General features: G+C 55.8%; 15 protein-coding genes. 11 read left to right on the forward strand and 4 right to left on the reverse strand.

Translation table 11 applies throughout. The annotated features are described in order from the left end of the window. Positions 1-97: 97 nt before the first annotated feature. From B4V04_RS00625 to B4V04_RS00635, 3 genes are all read left to right on the forward strand, one after another. Positions 98-1,435 (forward strand): hypothetical protein, encoded by a 1,338-nt coding sequence (locus tag B4V04_RS00625; protein ID WP_498228456.1) that lies wholly within the window; start codon positions 98-100, stop codon positions 1,433-1,435. An 864-nt stretch (positions 1,436-2,299) separates the two neighbouring features. Next, positions 2,300-2,542 (forward strand): hypothetical protein, encoded by a 243-nt coding sequence (locus B4V04_RS00630; protein ID WP_498228457.1) that lies wholly within the window; start codon positions 2,300-2,302, stop codon positions 2,540-2,542. Positions 2,543-2,913: 371 nt separating this feature from the next. Further along, positions 2,914-3,348, forward strand: a complete 435-nt coding sequence (locus B4V04_RS00635) for a hypothetical protein (RefSeq protein WP_498228459.1) — start codon at positions 2,914-2,916, stop codon at positions 3,346-3,348. Between the two features lie 826 nt (positions 3,349-4,174). Here B4V04_RS00635 and B4V04_RS00640 read toward each other — a convergent pair. After that, on the reverse strand, positions 4,175-4,477 hold the full coding sequence (locus tag B4V04_RS00640) for a DUF7718 family protein (protein WP_498228461.1): 303 nt from the start codon (positions 4,475-4,477) through the stop codon (positions 4,175-4,177). Positions 4,478-4,718: 241 nt separating this feature from the next. Between B4V04_RS00640 and B4V04_RS00645 the strand changes: the two genes are divergently transcribed. From B4V04_RS00645 to B4V04_RS00655, 3 genes are all read left to right on the forward strand, one after another. Continuing rightward, entirely contained in the window at positions 4,719-5,081 is a 363-nt protein-coding gene (locus B4V04_RS00645) for an HVO_A0114 family putative DNA-binding protein (protein WP_498228462.1), read from the forward strand. An 817-nt stretch (positions 5,082-5,898) separates the two neighbouring features. Then, positions 5,899-6,546 carry a restriction endonuclease gene (locus B4V04_RS00650; protein WP_498228464.1) on the forward strand — a complete coding sequence of 216 codons (648 nt, stop codon included), beginning with the start codon at positions 5,899-5,901 and terminating at the stop codon, positions 6,544-6,546. A 238-nt stretch (positions 6,547-6,784) separates the two neighbouring features. Beyond that, on the forward strand, positions 6,785-8,983 hold the full coding sequence (locus B4V04_RS00655; RefSeq protein WP_498228466.1) for an amino acid permease: 2,199 nt from the start codon (positions 6,785-6,787) through the stop codon (positions 8,981-8,983). Between the two features lie 24 nt (positions 8,984-9,007). Here the strand turns inward: B4V04_RS00655 and B4V04_RS00660 are convergent, their stop codons facing one another. Continuing rightward, positions 9,008-9,676, reverse strand: coding sequence for a helix-turn-helix domain-containing protein (locus B4V04_RS00660; protein ID WP_498228468.1), 669 nt, complete (start codon positions 9,674-9,676; stop codon positions 9,008-9,010). Positions 9,677-9,786: 110 nt separating this feature from the next. Here B4V04_RS00660 and B4V04_RS00665 point away from each other — a divergent pair, with 110 nt between their 5' ends. The 3 genes from B4V04_RS00665 (at position 9,787) to B4V04_RS00675 (ending at position 13,384) form a co-directional block, all read left to right on the forward strand. Then, positions 9,787-10,716, forward strand: a complete 930-nt coding sequence (locus B4V04_RS00665; protein WP_123623320.1) for a hypothetical protein — start codon at positions 9,787-9,789, stop codon at positions 10,714-10,716. Positions 10,717-11,657: 941 nt separating this feature from the next. After that, positions 11,658-13,088 carry a lamin tail domain-containing protein gene (locus B4V04_RS00670; RefSeq protein WP_123623324.1) on the forward strand — a complete coding sequence of 477 codons (1,431 nt, stop codon included), beginning with the start codon at positions 11,658-11,660 and terminating at the stop codon, positions 13,086-13,088. Then, positions 13,085-13,384, forward strand: coding sequence for a DUF3006 family protein (locus B4V04_RS00675; protein WP_123623326.1), 300 nt, complete (start codon positions 13,085-13,087; stop codon positions 13,382-13,384). Before B4V04_RS00670 ends, B4V04_RS00675 begins: the two co-directional genes overlap by 4 nt. A gap of 10 nt (positions 13,385-13,394) precedes the next feature. Here the strand turns inward: B4V04_RS00675 and B4V04_RS00680 are convergent, their stop codons facing one another. After that, a complete protein-coding gene (locus B4V04_RS00680) occupies positions 13,395-14,270 on the reverse strand; it encodes a hypothetical protein (protein WP_498228471.1) in 876 nt (291 codons plus the stop codon). Between the two features lie 261 nt (positions 14,271-14,531). Here B4V04_RS00680 and B4V04_RS00685 point away from each other — a divergent pair, with 261 nt between their 5' ends. After that, positions 14,532-14,684: a DUF7837 family putative zinc-binding protein gene (locus B4V04_RS00685; protein ID WP_007344022.1), complete on the forward strand. Its 153-nt coding sequence runs from the start codon at positions 14,532-14,534 to the stop codon at positions 14,682-14,684. 119 nt (positions 14,685-14,803) lie between these two features. Next, entirely contained in the window at positions 14,804-15,151 is a 348-nt protein-coding gene (locus tag B4V04_RS00690) for a TRAM domain-containing protein (RefSeq protein ID WP_498228473.1), read from the forward strand. A 225-nt stretch (positions 15,152-15,376) separates the two neighbouring features. Here the strand turns inward: B4V04_RS00690 and B4V04_RS00695 are convergent, their stop codons facing one another. After that, positions 15,377-16,264 carry an SDR family NAD(P)-dependent oxidoreductase gene (locus B4V04_RS00695; protein ID WP_498228475.1) on the reverse strand — a complete coding sequence of 296 codons (888 nt, stop codon included), beginning with the start codon at positions 16,262-16,264 and terminating at the stop codon, positions 15,377-15,379. Positions 16,265-16,423: the final 159 nt, after the last annotated feature.

Here is a 16,423-nt window from a genome sequence, read left to right on the forward strand (position 1 = left end):
CATGTCTATCAACTTGAGGAATCTTCGTGAAACGTGAACGGGTTTGGGCATGACTGACGACTCGGTTGACTGTCCTGGTGACGTGCGTGATCGGGACGTGTACGACGCGCTCCGTGAGTATTTTCAAACATTGCTACATCCGGGGGTGATCGATCAGGTGCCGCTACAGCGGAAACGCAAATTCCGCGACGAGGATTACGCTGATAGTTCGTACTACGACACGATTGTTCCAAATAAAGAGGCACTGCGGCACTCGTTTGCCCGGTTTGACTTTGTGGATGGGTACGAAGAGGTAGAAGATGCTTTGAACTCGTGTTCGTTCTATGATATCGGAAAGACACCAGAGGCTGCAGCATATGATTACACGCTCTCGGAGTTCTTTCAGGCAATAATCGACCGCTCACCGGCTATCGGAGAGTTCGATCAGGACACGTTCGACGACGTGTATCAGGACTTTGTCCGGTTCCACACGGCCGACAAAATCCCCATGCGAGCGTGGACGTACTTGTTTGGGTTCGACATACCGGTTACCGAGATCGACATTGACCCCCGATTTACGATCCGGAAGATGAACGCTTCGGAGCGCGAGTCGATTTATGACAAAATGCAAAATAAGGCGAATCAGTGGCCGATTCGCCGTGACGACGTGTATCAAAATTGTGTGATTGAATACCGATTCGAACAATCGAATGCGGATGCACTTCGCACTCGGCATGATCATGCTGAAAGTCAGCTTGACCGGTTGTTAACAGCGATTCGTGTATTTCAGCCGGACGGCACGGTGAATACTGGGCACTTGTTTATCGAGTCAACGTGGGATTACACCGAAGGAACGACTGGGATGAATGTGATTAAGCGGCGGAAGTACGGTGGGAGAGAGTTCTGTGAGTTTACGCCCGGTGAATGCGACCGGTTCCCTGAGTTCTTCCATGCGGTTGAATCGGCGGTGAAAACTGAGTCTGATGGGGCTTTCACCTCCCCACTTACACGGTTGAATGAGTCGCACGAGAAGTTCAGCGTTGAGGACCGCGTGTTGTCGTGCGCTATTGGCTTTGAGAACCTGATTATGAGTGGAGAGAAGAGCGGTTCGTACAGTTTCCGGTTACAGTTGCGGCCGAGTATTCTTCTCAAGAATATCGTGTGTGAGACAACTGACAGAGTCCGGAAGTTCTTCAAGAGCATGTATCATGCTCGGGGAGAGATCGTACACAGTGATAGAGAGCTGAATGATATCATGGACGACGACGCGTTTGAATTTGAGTCGGAGGGGTATGGTTCGGTTGAGTTTGCGGCTGACGCGCAGTACTTCTTAGGCATAACAATCCAGACGTACATGCTGTACGACATGGTTACTGATATCCCGATCCAGAAATTGAATCAGCGGATTGAGGACGCAGCATTCTCCGCCGAATTGGATGTAGATTGCGAGTTATAATCCCTCTGGGTCGGGCGTTATTGTCTCTGTGGTCAGAAGAGCTCTTCCGACGATCGCCCATCGCCCGCGCCGATCATCCACTAGCGCCGATGGTATGAAGCCAGCTACCTATCGGCGTCCTCTCTGGTCTCAATGTACTCGCGAGGATCGACGCCCCCGGCCTTCGAGTGCTTGGTCAGCACCCACATGACGCCCATCGGTATCTAGGGGACTGGATCTCCCAACGGTTTGACGCCCGCGGCGGGTGCGAGGTCTTCTTTGAGCACACTGCGGCGAAGGCGTCGGACAAGGTCGAGTACTCACGTTGCGGCCGACGGCTGCGACTCTCGGGCTCCTCCTCGGCGCGTGGGCGGTCTTCGTCTGCGCCCTTGGGGTCTCACCGGCGCGTGGGTTTTTATGCTATTTTCGCGCGCCTCTGTAACTGGAGCATGAACCTGCTCATCGACGCGTTCATCAGTGCGTTCGGCCCGGAAATTATCCTCGTCGCCATAGGGGTGTTCATCTACGCGGTGGTACAGTACGTGCGCGACTAACTCAACTGCGGAACGGCTTGCCCTCAGCTCGGGCGCCACTCCGGATGTCACCGGGATCGTCAGTGCCGTCGAGTAGCCTGAGAGCAGACGCGCCGACGGCGCATGTCGTTAGTGGTGATCAGCCGCCTTGCGACGGTCGGTGTCGCCCCGAGACCCCCTCAGACGCCGGGTGCACCCACATTTTCGCGATCCACCCTCTCCGCGTGTCCAAGCATGGAAGCATGACGCGGTTCATCGGGAGCGCTCGGTTAGTCGTCTCCTGGCGCCGCCGATGCGGAGGCGTCGCAGTCGTCTATGTGATAGTACTTGCGGGCAGCGCCGAGGGGAATCGATGGAGGTGACGAGCCCATGGTTCGACGCCGGCGACCGGCGCGAGTTCGTCCTCCAGGAGACGCCGGAGTGCGTTCAGCGCGTGCCGCGCGTCCTCGATGTCATCGGCGTCGACTTCGACGTGTTCACCGAGACAGCGGAACTTCTTTACGCGGACGGTGGGTTGCTGAACGGCTCGCAGCCATCGAAGAGTTCGTCACAGACCGGGCCGAGGAGATCCATCCGGTCGTTCGATAGATCCTAGAGCGCGGTGTAGAGTATTCGGCAGTCGAGACGTTCGATGCCCAGTACGAACTCGAGGCGCTGAAACGACATCGGGAGATCCTCTTCGCAACCGAGGATATCGATCTACTGATCACTCCGATAGTGGGAACCATCTATACCGTCTCGGAGGTTAGGGAACGACCGATTGAACGTAACTCGAATCTGGGGTATTACACGGACTACGTGAATCTGCTCGACCTATCAGCCGTATCGGTTCGGTCGGACAATTCTCTGAAGGCCCTAGCTTCGGCGTGACAGTGGTCGGGGACGCAGGTGAAGACCGGTTGGTCGCAAGTGCCGATCGGATGCTCCGTTCTGTGAAACCCGAGATAAGTCCGTGAGACGAGGATCATGAAGCAGAAGGGATCGCTTCGTGCCACCGCGTACCTCCACCTAGTCGGCGTCGGGTGTAGTATCACTTCGATCCTCCTCGAGGACTCGCTAAGCCACGATACCGGTGTAGCCCCCGCGATCGGCACGGTTACACTACTGGGCATCGGAACCCTGCCAACAGTCGAAGAGTCCGAACGGATCGATCTCGTCGTCGGAAGTGTCACCGGAGGCGGTATGCGTCAGGCTCAGTTCATTAAATCCTGTTTCGCGACCGCGTTGGTTTCATCGAGCTGGCTCCAAACATCGGGTGGCGGCAGCGTTGTAGTGCCGACGCTATTACTCGGAGTGGCGTTAGGGCTCTCCGCGATCGCTAATGAGGTCGAAATCCGCTCACTGAACGCTCGGAAAGAGAGGAGATGCTCCGAACCGTCTGATCCCCGTGCATGTGAATGATGAATTTGATGCGGGGATAATCAATCTCTTGCGAGTGAAATTAGTATGTAACCGTGTCCTCACGGCTGGGTCAGTCGTTTTAGTGGGATAGAGAATACGCTTTCTGCTGCATTCACCCTCTGAGTCTTCCACTGACCGACCTACCGACTCCTGAATATATACTGCCGTTTTATTATCCTTAGTGTGCGCTAGCTGGTCTCAAATTGTGTCGAGAAGGTAGTCCTTTTTGAAGTATTCCCAAAACTCCCCGTTATCTATAAATCACATCGAGCGATCCAGAATTATGACGAATATCGGGCTGTATGCCCGCGTCTCTACCCTGTTGAAACCCAATTCTTCAGGTACATTCTCGTCCGAAACAGCTGTCGCTGAAGAGTGCGAACACAACGGCAGCTACTCCGATTCAGAAGGTGCTACCCTATCGATGCCAGCGTAGAATATCGCCGTCAACGCGACAGTTAGGATTAGTCCAACAACGATCGGCAAAAGGCCAGTCGGGTCGGGAGTAGCGATGAACGCGACAGAAAACCCGACAGATAATCCGAGTAAGGCGGATACAAGGCCTCGAACGAACCAGCGCATATCCACCGGTTCCATCGGGTACATCATAAGACCGGTGGGACAGAGCATTGGTCGACAGCTGTCATCTCACCAGACACTGCTACTTGCTCCGAGAATATCCTGTACTGACCGTAGCTAGGTCAAACCACATCAATTACTGGATATTTCAACAGATCTGCCGCCTCATCTTGACACGACCCCAAGTTGGTCCGTGGAAAGTCCCCTTCCCCCCACAGATTCTCAACGATTAATATTCCTCACCGGATTATCCTTCGTCCCGTGGTCCCTTCCCGTGGTTTTTGAGGTAGGTTTGGCCGTACGTTCGAGCGTGTTCATTGAGGTGATCCTCAGCCTCCCAGAGATTTGAGATGGGTACCTCGAAATCCTTGATCTCTGCACCTGTCTCCCGGTAGAACCGATCTAGGTGGATTTCTCCCTCATCGTGTTCAGAGTTATCCACCTTTGCCACCTCGATTCGAGACCCATCTGCCAATTGAAAAAACAGGATGGCCGCAAAAGACTCCGGATTGTTTGTGCTTGGATCGGCGCGCGCGCCGATCTGGAACACAACTCCTCCAACACGATCCGCCTCGTAGACATACTCAAAGTCTGATTGTCGAGTCATGTATGTAGTGAATCAGTCTCAGAGACGCAGAACGTCCCTACATTTAATGTATACGTGTCGGATAATATTAAATTTGTTGATTTTGATCGTTGTGGTATCAAAACTGCCTCTATTCGTCGCAATTCAGCCTTTCAGAAACATTTAACTCGTTGTGGTTCTAAGACAACAATAAGGAGACTAACACATGTCCGATACTGAATCAGAAACTACTGCCATTGATATGGAAGGGCGGGAAGATCGCACTCACCTTCGCGGTGAGATGGCCCGCTCGCTCGCCCGAGGTGGGATGGAAGGTGTCCAAGTGATCAGCTGGGAAAGCGCAGAGATCGCTCTCACACCGAAGCGTCGTGAGATTATCGAGACGCTCCGCGAGAAGGAGATCGAGTCTGTCCGAGGGCTCGCCCGGGAACTGGATCGAGACAAATCGCAGGTCAGTCAAGATCTGGCGAAGCTTGCAGAGCTAGGTATCGTTCGGTATGAAAAGAACGGCAACGCGAAGAGTCCCCGACTGACACAGGAGCACATCGTCGTCGAGCCGATCGTCTAGACAGACCCTGGGACAGATGCTGGTGGTGGGCTAGTCAACTACTCCACCCTACTTCGCTCAGTCTACCGACTTCGCTCGTTGAAATCATCCGCATTTGATGTAATTGTCCTGGTTACGGTCAATATAGAGCTTTCAGTGACCGGCTGTTTCAGACGAAAAAACGAGTCAGGATCGTGGTGGCCGACAGCCGTCGGAGCATCGTCACGATCTACGCCGCTGTTGTCGCATCGAGACACGACCGACCCGGAAAGCGTTGTGAACCCTTATCGGTGCTCCTGAATCGAGAGAGCGTCTCTGTCCACGCAGACACGGGCGCTCTACACCCGACAGCGACTGCCACCAACAGGCGCTCCGACACCTCGGTTCCGCTGAATCTGCGATTACGTCACAGGGCCGATCACATGTTACAGATCCAGAAACACCCACTAGTTCGATCACAAGTACAGCCTCCACAACATCACACCGCTCAGCTCCCTCCGCAACCACCCCAAGACAGCATGGAAATCCCACCCACCCATCCGACGACAGCACTGGTCACCCCACTGACTCTCCAGACGAAACAGGAGATGAGACACAGTGACACACCCCGCGATCGATCTCGAAACGAGCGTCACTCGCGACCGTCCCGTCACCCTGGCGGAGGGCTCTATCCAAGTGGGCCAAGACGAGGCTGACGAGTCGCTCGTCACGCTCAGTTTTGGTGGCGCCTGGGGAACGACGTACGCGGAACTCACACCCACGGAAGCCCGCGCTATCGCGACTGCGCTTGAACAAACCGCTGTGCGGGCGGCCGCCGCAAACTCGGAGGGGCCAACAGATGAGTGAGCTCAGAGACGAACTGCAAGCACAGATCGACGCACTGGGCGTTACTGAGGAAGAGATCGATGTCGATCACGACCCCACGAATGGGCGGTGGCTCGAGAAGGAGTTCGCAGACGCCCTCGAACGATGGGGCTACCAGACGGCACGGAACGAACACATCTTCGGGCTCGAAACCGACGTCGTCGCGCGGCGGGCGCGGTTGCGCGACGAGCCGGACGATTACATCGTTGCCGAGTGTAAAGACTGGCACACGACCCTCGTCGGTCGCGAGGCCGTTGCGTCCATCTCTCACCGGGCGTTGCTCGCGCGAGCGATGCCCGTTCTTGTGGTAGCGTGGGGGGTGACCACGCCAGCGTGGTGTCTCGCCCAGCTACTCGATGTCCGGATCGTCGCCATTGATGACCTGTTCAAGGAGTCGCTCCCGCCGCTCACGGAGCATCGGCCACCACGAGGGACGTTCTGCACTCGCCGGGAACCGCGCGTGAGCGAACTACGAGGTGACATGCCGCAGTTGTTGAAGCGACGAAGCGACCTCGACATCGAGGCGCCCGTGTTCATCGCTGGCGGACCGTGCTACGTGCCAGATCGAGACGGCAACGACGAGTACGTGAACGCCCCTAACAGCGACTACGACTTCGGCTGAGCGCTACGCGTGAACGACCCTTGTTAGTTGATAGGAACTCCGTACCGAATATAGAGAGTGTAGTCAGCATGGATACTCTTGGCCAATTTTGGCATTCAATAGGTCTTCAATGATCGGACTTTTATAGAAAACTCAATTTTTATAGAATACACGTGAACGGTTTCTGGGTTCTCGATCCGAGGCTATCTGTTAGGGGATCGTTCGGACACAGCCAAAGTGCTGAGTATTTCACGCCGTAATGGGGAAACAGTTAGAACGCGACTTGGGCCTCCCAGCAGTAACGGCGATCAGCATTGGGGCGATGGTCGGCAGCGGGATCTTCATTCTGCCAGGGTTAGCCATGGGGATGGCAGGCCCCGCAGTCGTGTTCGCGTACTTCCTTGCAGGCGTGTTAGTGTTGCCGGCGGCACTAAGCAAATCGGAGATGGCGACAGCGATGCCCGAGGCTGGAGGGACCTATCTATACATCGAGCGAGCGATGGGCCCGTTGTTCGGGACAATCGCCGGTGTCGGGACATGGTTTTCACTGACGTTCAAGGGGGCACTGGCACTGGTTGGCGGTGCTCCGTATCTGGTGTTGTTGTTCGATCTGCCGGTGACACCCGTCGCGCTGACGGTCGCAGCCTTGCTGATCGTTTTGAACATTGTCGGCGCGAAACAGACCGGGCGGATGCAGATCGCTATCGTCGCGATCATGCTAGCTGTGATGGTCTGGTTCATCGTTGTCGGCGCGCCAAGCGTCGAACCTGACCGCTTTGAGGGGTTCTTTGACAGTGGATTCGAGGGGATCCTCGGTGCGACAGGGTTTGTATTCGTCTCGTACGCTGGCGTTACCAAAATTGCCTCTGTGGCCGAAGAAGTAGAGAATCCAGACCGAAATCTACCGCTCGGCATCCTCGGCTCACTTATTATCACCGCTGGCATCTACGTCGCGATCGTCACTGTGATGGTCGGGGTCGCAGACGAGGCGGCACTCACCAACACGGAGACACCGATGCAGGTCGCAGCCAGTAATGCGCTACCCGCAATCGGCGTCGCCGCTATCGTAGTGGCTGCCTTACTCGCCTTGATCAGTACTGCGAACGCAGGGATTCTCTCTTCATCGCGATATCCCTTCGCGATGAGTCGTGACGGACTGGCTCCTGACATCTTCGAGAACGTCAGCGATCGGTTCGAGACCCCAGTCAATGCGATCTCAATCACTGGTGGGGTGCTGCTCGTCCTCATCGCGTTTGTGCCTATCGACGATATTGCGAAACTTGCGAGCGCGTTTAAGATTCTGGTATTCATCCTGATTAATGTCGCATTGATCGCCTTTCGGCAGGGATCTATCGAGGCGTATGACCCCAGTTTCGAGTCACCATTGTATCCCGTCCCTCAACTTGTTGGGATCATCGGTGGATTCGTCCTACTCCGGTACATTGGATTCGTTCCGCTGGTCGGGGCTGTTGTCATCATTGTTGGCTCCATGGCGTGGTACTATTTGTTCGTCTATCGCCGCGGAGGAGTCGACCGCGAGGGAGCGATGACTGACGCGGTTCGCCGGAGTGTCGGGAGAGACGTGGTCAAACAAACAGAAGAAGTGGTTAACACCAACAGTAACGAGGTCCTCGTAGCGGTTACCGAGCGGACGGCACCTGCTGTCGAACAGTCTCTCATCGAACTGGCGACAGACTTGGCCCGTACTCGGGAGGGAGGAGTCCGAGTCGCTCAATTCGACGAGATACCCGATCAGACACCACTTCCACAGTCAGCCTCAACTCTCACGGAGGCCGACCAAGCGTTCGAAGCTCGAATGACTGACCGAGCTACCGAGTCGAAGATACCAATCCGATACGGAGAGGTCGTCAGTCACGACACTCGACATGCCATCGTCAACTACGCTGCTGAAGTTGGCACCGATACCCTAATCATCGAGCGATCGACTGGGTCAGAAACGATCCTTGGCAGTGATACGGATTGGATTGAAGATCACGCACCCTGTGACGTTATCGAGGTCTCGAATTTCGATCACGACACAATCAACCACATCGGTGTGGTTACCGATGAGGGACCATTCGATCCAACAAAGGTTGCACTAGCCGACGCAGTCGCTACCGCGGCCGGTGCAACAATCACATTCTACTTCCCTGTCAATGCGGCTGTACCTGACAGCCGGCGAAACACCATTGACGATTATCTCTCAGAGCTGGTGGCGCTATGCGAATCCCCGGTTGAGACTCAGATCCTTGAATCGAGCACTGATGATGCAATTAAGCTCGCGGCCAGCAACTCCGATATTCTCATTGTCAGCGGTATTCAGCGCAACCTCGTCGATCGATTAGTTAGTCGCAGGTCGGATCCTGTGACAGCTGGAACGGAGCACGGGACACTCATCGTCTATGGGGTGAGCCAGCCGGGGCAACTTCGCCGAGCAGTCGAACGGCGACTGTTCTGAGCACTTTGCTGGTGAAGCTCACGTCTAGGCCTGTTCCATCTCTCGATACGGGACGCCGAGGTCAAGGTCCTCGTACATCCAGTCGAGCATCGCCAGCGCCGACTGGAACTGGGCGTAGTTCTCGCGCATGTACTCGATCGTCTCGTCTCTCGGGATCACCGGGTACCCCTCGACGTGTTCGATGTCGAGTGAGGGGCGTGGTTCGAGGACAATCTGCAGCGGTCCGTCCAGCTCGTCTCCGGACTGTCGCTCGAATGCAGTGGGGAGGTTGAATGACTCGAAAAACGCCTCCCAGGTGTCGATGTCTTGCTCATGAACAGCGAGGAACAGCGGATAGTCGTCGGGGTCGCGACCAACTTGGTAGCCGTCTTGGGTCCACACGTAGACGGCGTCGATCCGCGTGAATGCGAACGGCCAGTCACCAAACTGTGGGATGACGTAGGCCTCCTCGATGGTGGGTGGACTGACGCCGGCGTTGGCAGTGACGAGGTCGAGCGCTGCGTCGCGCACGCGCTCGTCGACGACAGTGAGGCCGTCGTCATAGGTGACGTAGCCTGCGTCTTCCAACCGATTGACGGCCTGTCTCACTGTCTCGTAGGGCGTGTGGAGATGGTGGGCGACACGGCGGATGGAGTCACCACTCTCGATGGCGAGGATAATCTGCGCCGCCGTGTCGTCGAGCACCTCGTACATCTGGTAGTTGCCAATAATTCGGTAACAGATGAAAGTCTTACTCGACTGGTGATAACTGAGATCACCACCCCGCCGGTACGCTTTTATCAGAACTCTGAGTCGGCTTTTCTATGCTCACCACACCGAACAGGGGACAGAGACAAATTGACGACGGGACGGTTTCCCAGTCAGCGCTGGATCTGCTGTACGCGATTGGCGAGTGGTACAACGGCGCTGAGTTCCATCGGGATGGGCAGTTGCTCTCGATCGCGACCTCACAGCCGCCGAAGCTTCAGACACTCATCGATTGTGGCGACAATTTTTGGGACTACCGCTACGCAGACGCGTTCGATGAGTTAGAATCTCTCGGCTGGGTTCGCGGGAGTGAGGACCCTGAGTGGATCCTGTCCAAGCCCGTGAAGTGGGCTCCGACGCGCCAAGGTCGGGCGGCGATTGGTGATTTCTTCCGCGAGGAGTTCATCGAGAAGTACAAAGGAATCATCCGCTCTGACGGCGGGCTCGTCGGGTACTTGGACGAGACGCTGACGCACCGGACGGGCGTGGAGCTCTGTCACTTTGCTGGTGGACACCCGATCTCTGCAATAGGAGACTTCAAAGATCACCCGTGGGAGAATATTGTGATGTACCCAGGCAATCGCAGACACACTCGACCGGATGTCGGCACCGCCAACGAGTGGACCAGCTGGGAAATCATCACCAGCCACGACGATCTCGTCGAGACCGCCGAGAAGTTGATGCGGATTCGCGGCCAGTACGAATACGTCCGCTGGCTTTTCGACACGCGAGAGACTGCCTTCCGTGTGCTGTCGTTCTTCCACGAATCGGACCTTACCGACATCCAGATCGTGAACGCGCCGTACGATAATTCCGAGAACTACTCACTCCAGACCGGTCGGGACTTTCTTAAGCGAAGTCGCGAGGACGATAGGTACTGCGTCAACGGCATCGACCAACTCGAAACGCTCCAGTCCCTCTGGGATCAGAAAGAGCACTTCGCCCAGACCTACAACCAGAAACCGCCGATCGAATCCACTCTGTGAACTACCCTCTCCTACTCGCTCACGGTTGAGGCTATTCGCTCCTTGAGAGATAGGCTTCCTGCTTTCAAGACGCTCTTTGTGGACATAACTGTGTCCGTAGGGAGCGCGATCTCCACAGACGTTCCTTCGGAGTGTCTCACTCCTAGTTGTCAACTACCCCACCCTACTTCGCTCAGTCTCTCGACTTCGCTCGTTGAGAGAAGGGCTTGTCCGTGAGATCGGCCTCGAACCTGTCCGGGTGGGCGGTGAATTCGAATCGGGATGTCCGCGAGTTTGGAGAGTGACAGCACAGTCTGACTGCCCTTCTTGTCGAGCTTGAAGCCAGTCTGACTGTATTTCATATAATTGTCTATTTCTCGGTTCTTCCAGACTAGACCCTGTTCCGGAATCCAGTTTTGGGATAGGAGGGGGTGTGGGGGGGTCTATGAATAATGGAAGCGGCCGAAAAGGTGGGGGTGGGGGGTCCTGGAATTATGCCGCTCGACCGCGTCAAACCACGATATCAGGCTCGTGAGTCTCTCATAACCTCAAATCCCAAAATCGATCTTTGAAACTTAGGGTTTTTTATAGGATACACGCGAACAATATCCGCGATGAGTTTCAATCGGGTTGTGTAGTGAACAACACGATTAGTATATGACAGAACCACATCTCCGTGAGATCTGAGTCGGTCTTCTCCCGATTTCTGTGGTGGTGGCGTCTCTCCCGTGGAATCGTCCTCGTTTTCTAAGTCACATCTGCCGAGAGGGTGGTACCTTCTCAGCCCGTTCCATTATTCATAGACCCCCTCCCCCACCCTTATCCATCTTTGTTCTGTTTCGAGATATCTCCCGGTCAGATTCTCTCAAAATATTCTATCGAGGATCTGTGAGTTAGTGTGAAAATACGACCTTATCGAGAGAGTGGCGTAGCTTTACACCCCACCAGTGACGACTGTGACCATGGAATCGCCACGGAAACTCACTACTCTTCTCATCATCGCTGGGATGGTTGTCCTCGCCGGTTGTGCCGGCGGGGTCCCTGGTGATCCAGCCCCTGCTGATACGGAACCAGCCAACGGTTCGTCAACCATCACAACCAACGGGAGTGTTGAGGTCCACTACGTCAACGTCGGTCAATCAGTTAGTACGCTCATTACGGGCCCAAACGGTGAGACGTTGCTCGTCGATACGGGCCACTATAACGACGACGGCGAACACGTACTAGCGTATCTCCAACGTCACGATATCTCGCGGATCGACCACCTCGTAACATCGCATAGTGACGCGGATCACATCGGTGGAAACGCCGCGATCATCGAGTACTACGAAACAGAAGCCGACGGGATCGGCGCAGTGTACGACCCCGGTATCGCGTCAAGCACACAAACCTACGCCGAGTATCTCGACGCGATCGAAGCACACGACGTGACACTGTACGAAACGCGCGAAGGCGACACGATCGACTTTGGTGATGTCGACGTCAATGTTCTCGGACCACCGGACCCGTACCTCGAAAACGAAGATCGCAACGAGAACAGCATTGTCCTCAAGCTCAGCCACGGCGAAACGAGCTTCCTGCTCTCAGGCGATGCCGAGGACGATCAGGAAGCATACCTCGTCGACAAATACGGGTCAGAGCTGGAGTCGACAATTCTGAAAGCCGGCCACCACGGCTCTGCGAGCTCGTCAAGTGGAGCATTTCTTGATGCGGTCGATCCGCAAGCAGTCGTAATCTCGAGCGCGTATGATTCCCAATACGGACATCCCCACGAGGAGGTCCTCGAACGACTCGCTGAGCGTTCACACCCAGCGTATTGGACCGCCACGCACGGCAACATCGTCTTGACTAGTGACGGACAGACCGTTACTGTCCAAACCCAGCGAGACGCCCCGACTGATCCGAGTACGCTCCGTGAGGGCGATCCGATCGACGTTGGAGTGCCTGACGCTGTTAGTGACCGTGCCCGCATTGAGAGCGATGGGACAACCAGTATCGACACCGGCAGCACCGACACTCCCGACGAGACGGACAGCGAGACTGATGAGACGACGGCTGAGGCTGGCCTGACAGTCGCCGAAATCCACGCGGACGCGACTGGTGATGACCGAGACAATCTGAACGACGAATACGTTGTCTTTGAGAACACCGGTAACGAGACGCTGGATCTGTCTGGCTGGACGATCGAAGACGAAGCAGGCCAGAGGTACACTGTTCCCGAGGGGTTCGAGCTTGCTGCCGGTGATACCGTGACACTTCATACAGGGAGTGGAACGAGTACAACTACTGAGTTGTACTGGGGTTCTGGGTCGCCGATTTGGAACAACGACGGGGACACCGTGATCGTCAGTACTCCTAACGGGGAGCGTGTCCTAGAGGAGACATATTCATGACTGATCTAGTTGATCTGAAAGACGGCGAATACACAGCCGTTGTGGACTCAATCGAAGATGGGTTAGCCACCGTGTTTTTCGAACGCGATGGCGAGGAGGTAGGGAATGCTGTCTTGGAAGCTGATCGACTCCCTGAGGACGGAAAACATGCTGATGCGATCCTCACAGCCACCGTCGTCGACGGCGACTTGGAGACAGTACAGTACGAACCCGAGCAGACCACGAAGCGATCAGACGCAGTTCAGAATCGGTTTGATCGGCTCTCAAAACGACCGCCGTCAGAAGAGGACTCGTAGGACCCTCAGGTTACGTCACAAGGTGGTTACCCGGTTTCTTAGTCCATTGCTGGCCGACGTACTCCGCGATGAGCACGAGTACAGTAACGATCATGCCGGTCGCAAACCCTGTTCCATGAGCAATTACGCTGACAAATCGCCCCGTTTCATCTAGTTGGACTTGGAATAACTGCGAAAGGAGTACGACCACTACTACACAGCCAACTACGATAGGCAGGAGTCCATCACGCTGTGACCAAGCCCATGCCCGCCACGTCGGAATCTTCGGTCGGGTGCTGACAATCCCGATTCCGATCGCGAAGGCAACAATCGCACACAGGACGACAGCCACAGACGGAGACAACACAGCAGACGTGAATGCGAGCGCGGAGAGCGCTCCGAGGACAATTATTCCAGTCGTCGCGACGCCGGCGGCATAGCCATACTTGGCGGTCGCTGTGCGTGCCAGTGAGACGTATAGCAGTCCACCGAACGCACTCACGACTCCAGAGAACCCGCGTGCCGTCGTCGCGTCCGCAACGAGATTCCACTGAAGCTTCAACAGCCAGTAATCCCCGAGTTTTGTCATCGGCGGTGCGAGCACGAGACACCCGACTACAGCAAGCCAGAACGGACGTCGACGCTTCCAGGTCGTGGTAAGTGCGTATGCTGATGCCATCACGATTGCGTACCACGTGACGCTGGACACTAGATGCGAAGCGCTATCGTGGAGGATTGCCGCGGTCCACGCCGAGACAACAGTGGGCTCGCCGTACGTGAACAGGAACTGCGAGCGGAGTGCTTCGGGGAGAAGGAAATGAACAGTGACGAGGACCCCAACTACCCCAGAGAGAATGGCAATCTCCATCGCGTCGGTTGAGGTTCGGGCTCCCTGTCGTCGAGACATTCACGCTGGGTTGTTTAGGAACAGATAAAAAGGGACAGATCGGTCCACTCGTGGGGGGCCAAATATTCGGAAGTTGGATAGCGATCGAGCATACTCTTAACCAACAAGAATTGAAGGTGAAAAGCGCATGTTGGTTAATCGTGGTGGTGGTCTACTCCACCGGAAACCTGGTGCGTTTGGCCCGCAAAGCCGCCAAAAGCTTAGGTTCAAGCCGGGTGATATTCATTTGGAAGGGACTGTCACACGCTCCTTCCACCCCTCATGAACGCTGACGAATCGCCCCTCGGTCGGTGCCCGAAATGTGGTGAGGACATATCGGAAGCATGGATTCTCGTTGAGTACGAGAAGGACGACGGTACAGAGGGCGTGTGGACCGAGTGTCCGGCTTGTGAGGACGTTGTAGCCCCGGAGTAGAGAGACAGCAGAGTAATGTGTGATTCGTCGCGTATGCGGTGTACGGTCTACAAATGGATATTTCAGATCAACTTCAGTGTCTGTTCTCAGGGAAAGTCGAAGAGCATAACGGGTCATATATGATTGAGATACCGGAACAAGAGCTCCGCCTGGGGAACCTAGAGGCGGACGAAACGTACCGTATCGCTGTGTTGCCGTCACCCCCGACCAGCGAGCCCACCACTACTGACACCGATCCACAACCCGAGCAGGCGTCACAGACGCCCCCTGTTGAGAAAGGAGAACAACGCACTGTCGAAATCGAAGACATTGGTGACCAAGGCGACGGCATCACCCGTGTTGAGCGCGGGTTCGTCGTTATTGTTCCCGACACCAAACAAAGCGAGCGTGTCACTATCGAGATCACTGATGTCCGCGAGAATGTCGCCTTCGCGGAAGTTGTCGATCGCGTCAGTTACTACGAGTAGTTTGAACCGTTCAATCTCTTTGTCTGTGGGCGGGATCGCGTGAGCGATACAGGAGATTCACTTATGTTGGTCCGTGGGATTTGAGCTTGCTCTCGACGAAATAGGACACTTCACAGAGGAAGTAGAATGAGTACAACTATTGAGTTGTACTGAACTTCTGTTGCTCCGTTTTAATACAATAACGAGGATACCGTGATCGTCACCAATACTAACAGTGAGCGTATCTTAGTTGGTGCTAGACGTCGGCCAGTCGGATGTAATGCCGACCAGCTCGGCACTCATTCGCCAGAGTCGCCGTCGCACCGTTTGGTTCGTTGCCTCGGGTGCAGGATCTGTGGGACCATCGCTGCCGATATATTTCCCACTCAAAGAGCCGTACTTCGGCTCCACCAGAAGCGATTGGAGGCGTTCGGCGGCCGCCTGTTTTGAGGTGGCGACACCCGGAACCAGCCCTGCGATCCGAACCAGCAGCCGCGTTCGGAGCGACGCCTCACGGAACAGGTCCGTCGACGGAACGAATCCCGGATGAACGCAGTTGACCGTGACTGCGGCGTCGTCCGGGAGCCGGGCATCCAGTTCGACCGTGAAGGCGATATTCGCCAGCTTCGAGCGCGCGTACGCGTCAAGTGGGTCGTACTCGTCCGTCAGCTGCAGGTCGTCCAGATCGAGCGTCGCCCGCCGATGGATGTCCGAGGCGGTGACAACAACACGCGGATCGGGTGCGTCACGGAGATGGTCGAGCAATTCGTATGTCAGGAGGTAGGGGGCCAAGTGGTTCACCGCGAGCGTGATCTCGATTCCGTCTGGACTCTCACGACGTGACCCAGCCGAGAGTCCGGCGTTGTGAGCGAGGACGTCGATCTGGTCATACTCGTGTTTTACGGTTGCTGCGAGGGACCGGACGGTGGATTGGGAGGCGAGGTCAGCCTGATGGAATGCGATTGTTCCGGCAAGGTCTTCGGACTGTTCTGTGAGGGTGGCTCCCTTCGACTCGTCGCGGCCGACGACTGCGACAGTCGCACCTCGTTTTGCGAGGTCAACCGCTGCCACCCGCCCGAATCCGCTCGTTCCGCCGGTGAGAAGGATCGTGCGGTCGGAGAGATTGTCGGTCATGCCTCCTTTCGACGCCGACGGTCCAAAAGCGCGAGGAGCACATACACGGCACCGTTCACGCGGACGCCGTCGGTGAGGTGTTCGTTTCACTCAACCGACTCCGGGCCTTCGTACACGAGCGGCCGCTAAATACTCTTAACCAACAGATTGGAGAGTAAG

The sequence above is a fragment of the Halorubrum sp. B52 genome, from assembly GCF_059752555.1.

What these genes read in the sequence shown, in the direction of transcription:
- B4V04_RS00655 (WP_498228466.1), top strand. Translation starts at nt 6,785, where the DNA reads ATGGGGAAACAGTTAGAACGCGACTTGGGCCTCCCAGCAGTAACGGCG.
- B4V04_RS00695 (WP_498228475.1), bottom strand. Translation starts at nt 16,264, where the DNA reads ATGACCGACAATCTCTCCGACCGCACGATCCTTCTCACCGGCGGAACG.
- B4V04_RS00670 (WP_123623324.1), top strand. Translation starts at nt 11,658, where the DNA reads ATGGAATCGCCACGGAAACTCACTACTCTTCTCATCATCGCTGGGATG.
- B4V04_RS00690 (WP_498228473.1), top strand. Translation starts at nt 14,804, where the DNA reads ATGATTGAGATACCGGAACAAGAGCTCCGCCTGGGGAACCTAGAGGCG.
- B4V04_RS00660 (WP_498228468.1), bottom strand. Translation starts at nt 9,676, where the DNA reads ATGTACGAGGTGCTCGACGACACGGCGGCGCAGATTATCCTCGCCATC.
- B4V04_RS00665 (WP_123623320.1), top strand. Translation starts at nt 9,787, where the DNA reads ATGCTCACCACACCGAACAGGGGACAGAGACAAATTGACGACGGGACG.
- B4V04_RS00680 (WP_498228471.1), bottom strand. Translation starts at nt 14,270, where the DNA reads ATGTCTCGACGACAGGGAGCCCGAACCTCAACCGACGCGATGGAGATT.
- B4V04_RS00645 (WP_498228462.1), top strand. Translation starts at nt 4,719, where the DNA reads ATGTCCGATACTGAATCAGAAACTACTGCCATTGATATGGAAGGGCGG.
- B4V04_RS00630 (WP_498228457.1), top strand. Translation starts at nt 2,300, where the DNA reads ATGGAGGTGACGAGCCCATGGTTCGACGCCGGCGACCGGCGCGAGTTC.
- B4V04_RS00675 (WP_123623326.1), top strand. Translation starts at nt 13,085, where the DNA reads ATGACTGATCTAGTTGATCTGAAAGACGGCGAATACACAGCCGTTGTG.
- B4V04_RS00635 (WP_498228459.1), top strand. Translation starts at nt 2,914, where the DNA reads ATGAAGCAGAAGGGATCGCTTCGTGCCACCGCGTACCTCCACCTAGTC.
- B4V04_RS00685 (WP_007344022.1), top strand. Translation starts at nt 14,532, where the DNA reads ATGAACGCTGACGAATCGCCCCTCGGTCGGTGCCCGAAATGTGGTGAG.
- B4V04_RS00650 (WP_498228464.1), top strand. Translation starts at nt 5,899, where the DNA reads ATGAGTGAGCTCAGAGACGAACTGCAAGCACAGATCGACGCACTGGGC.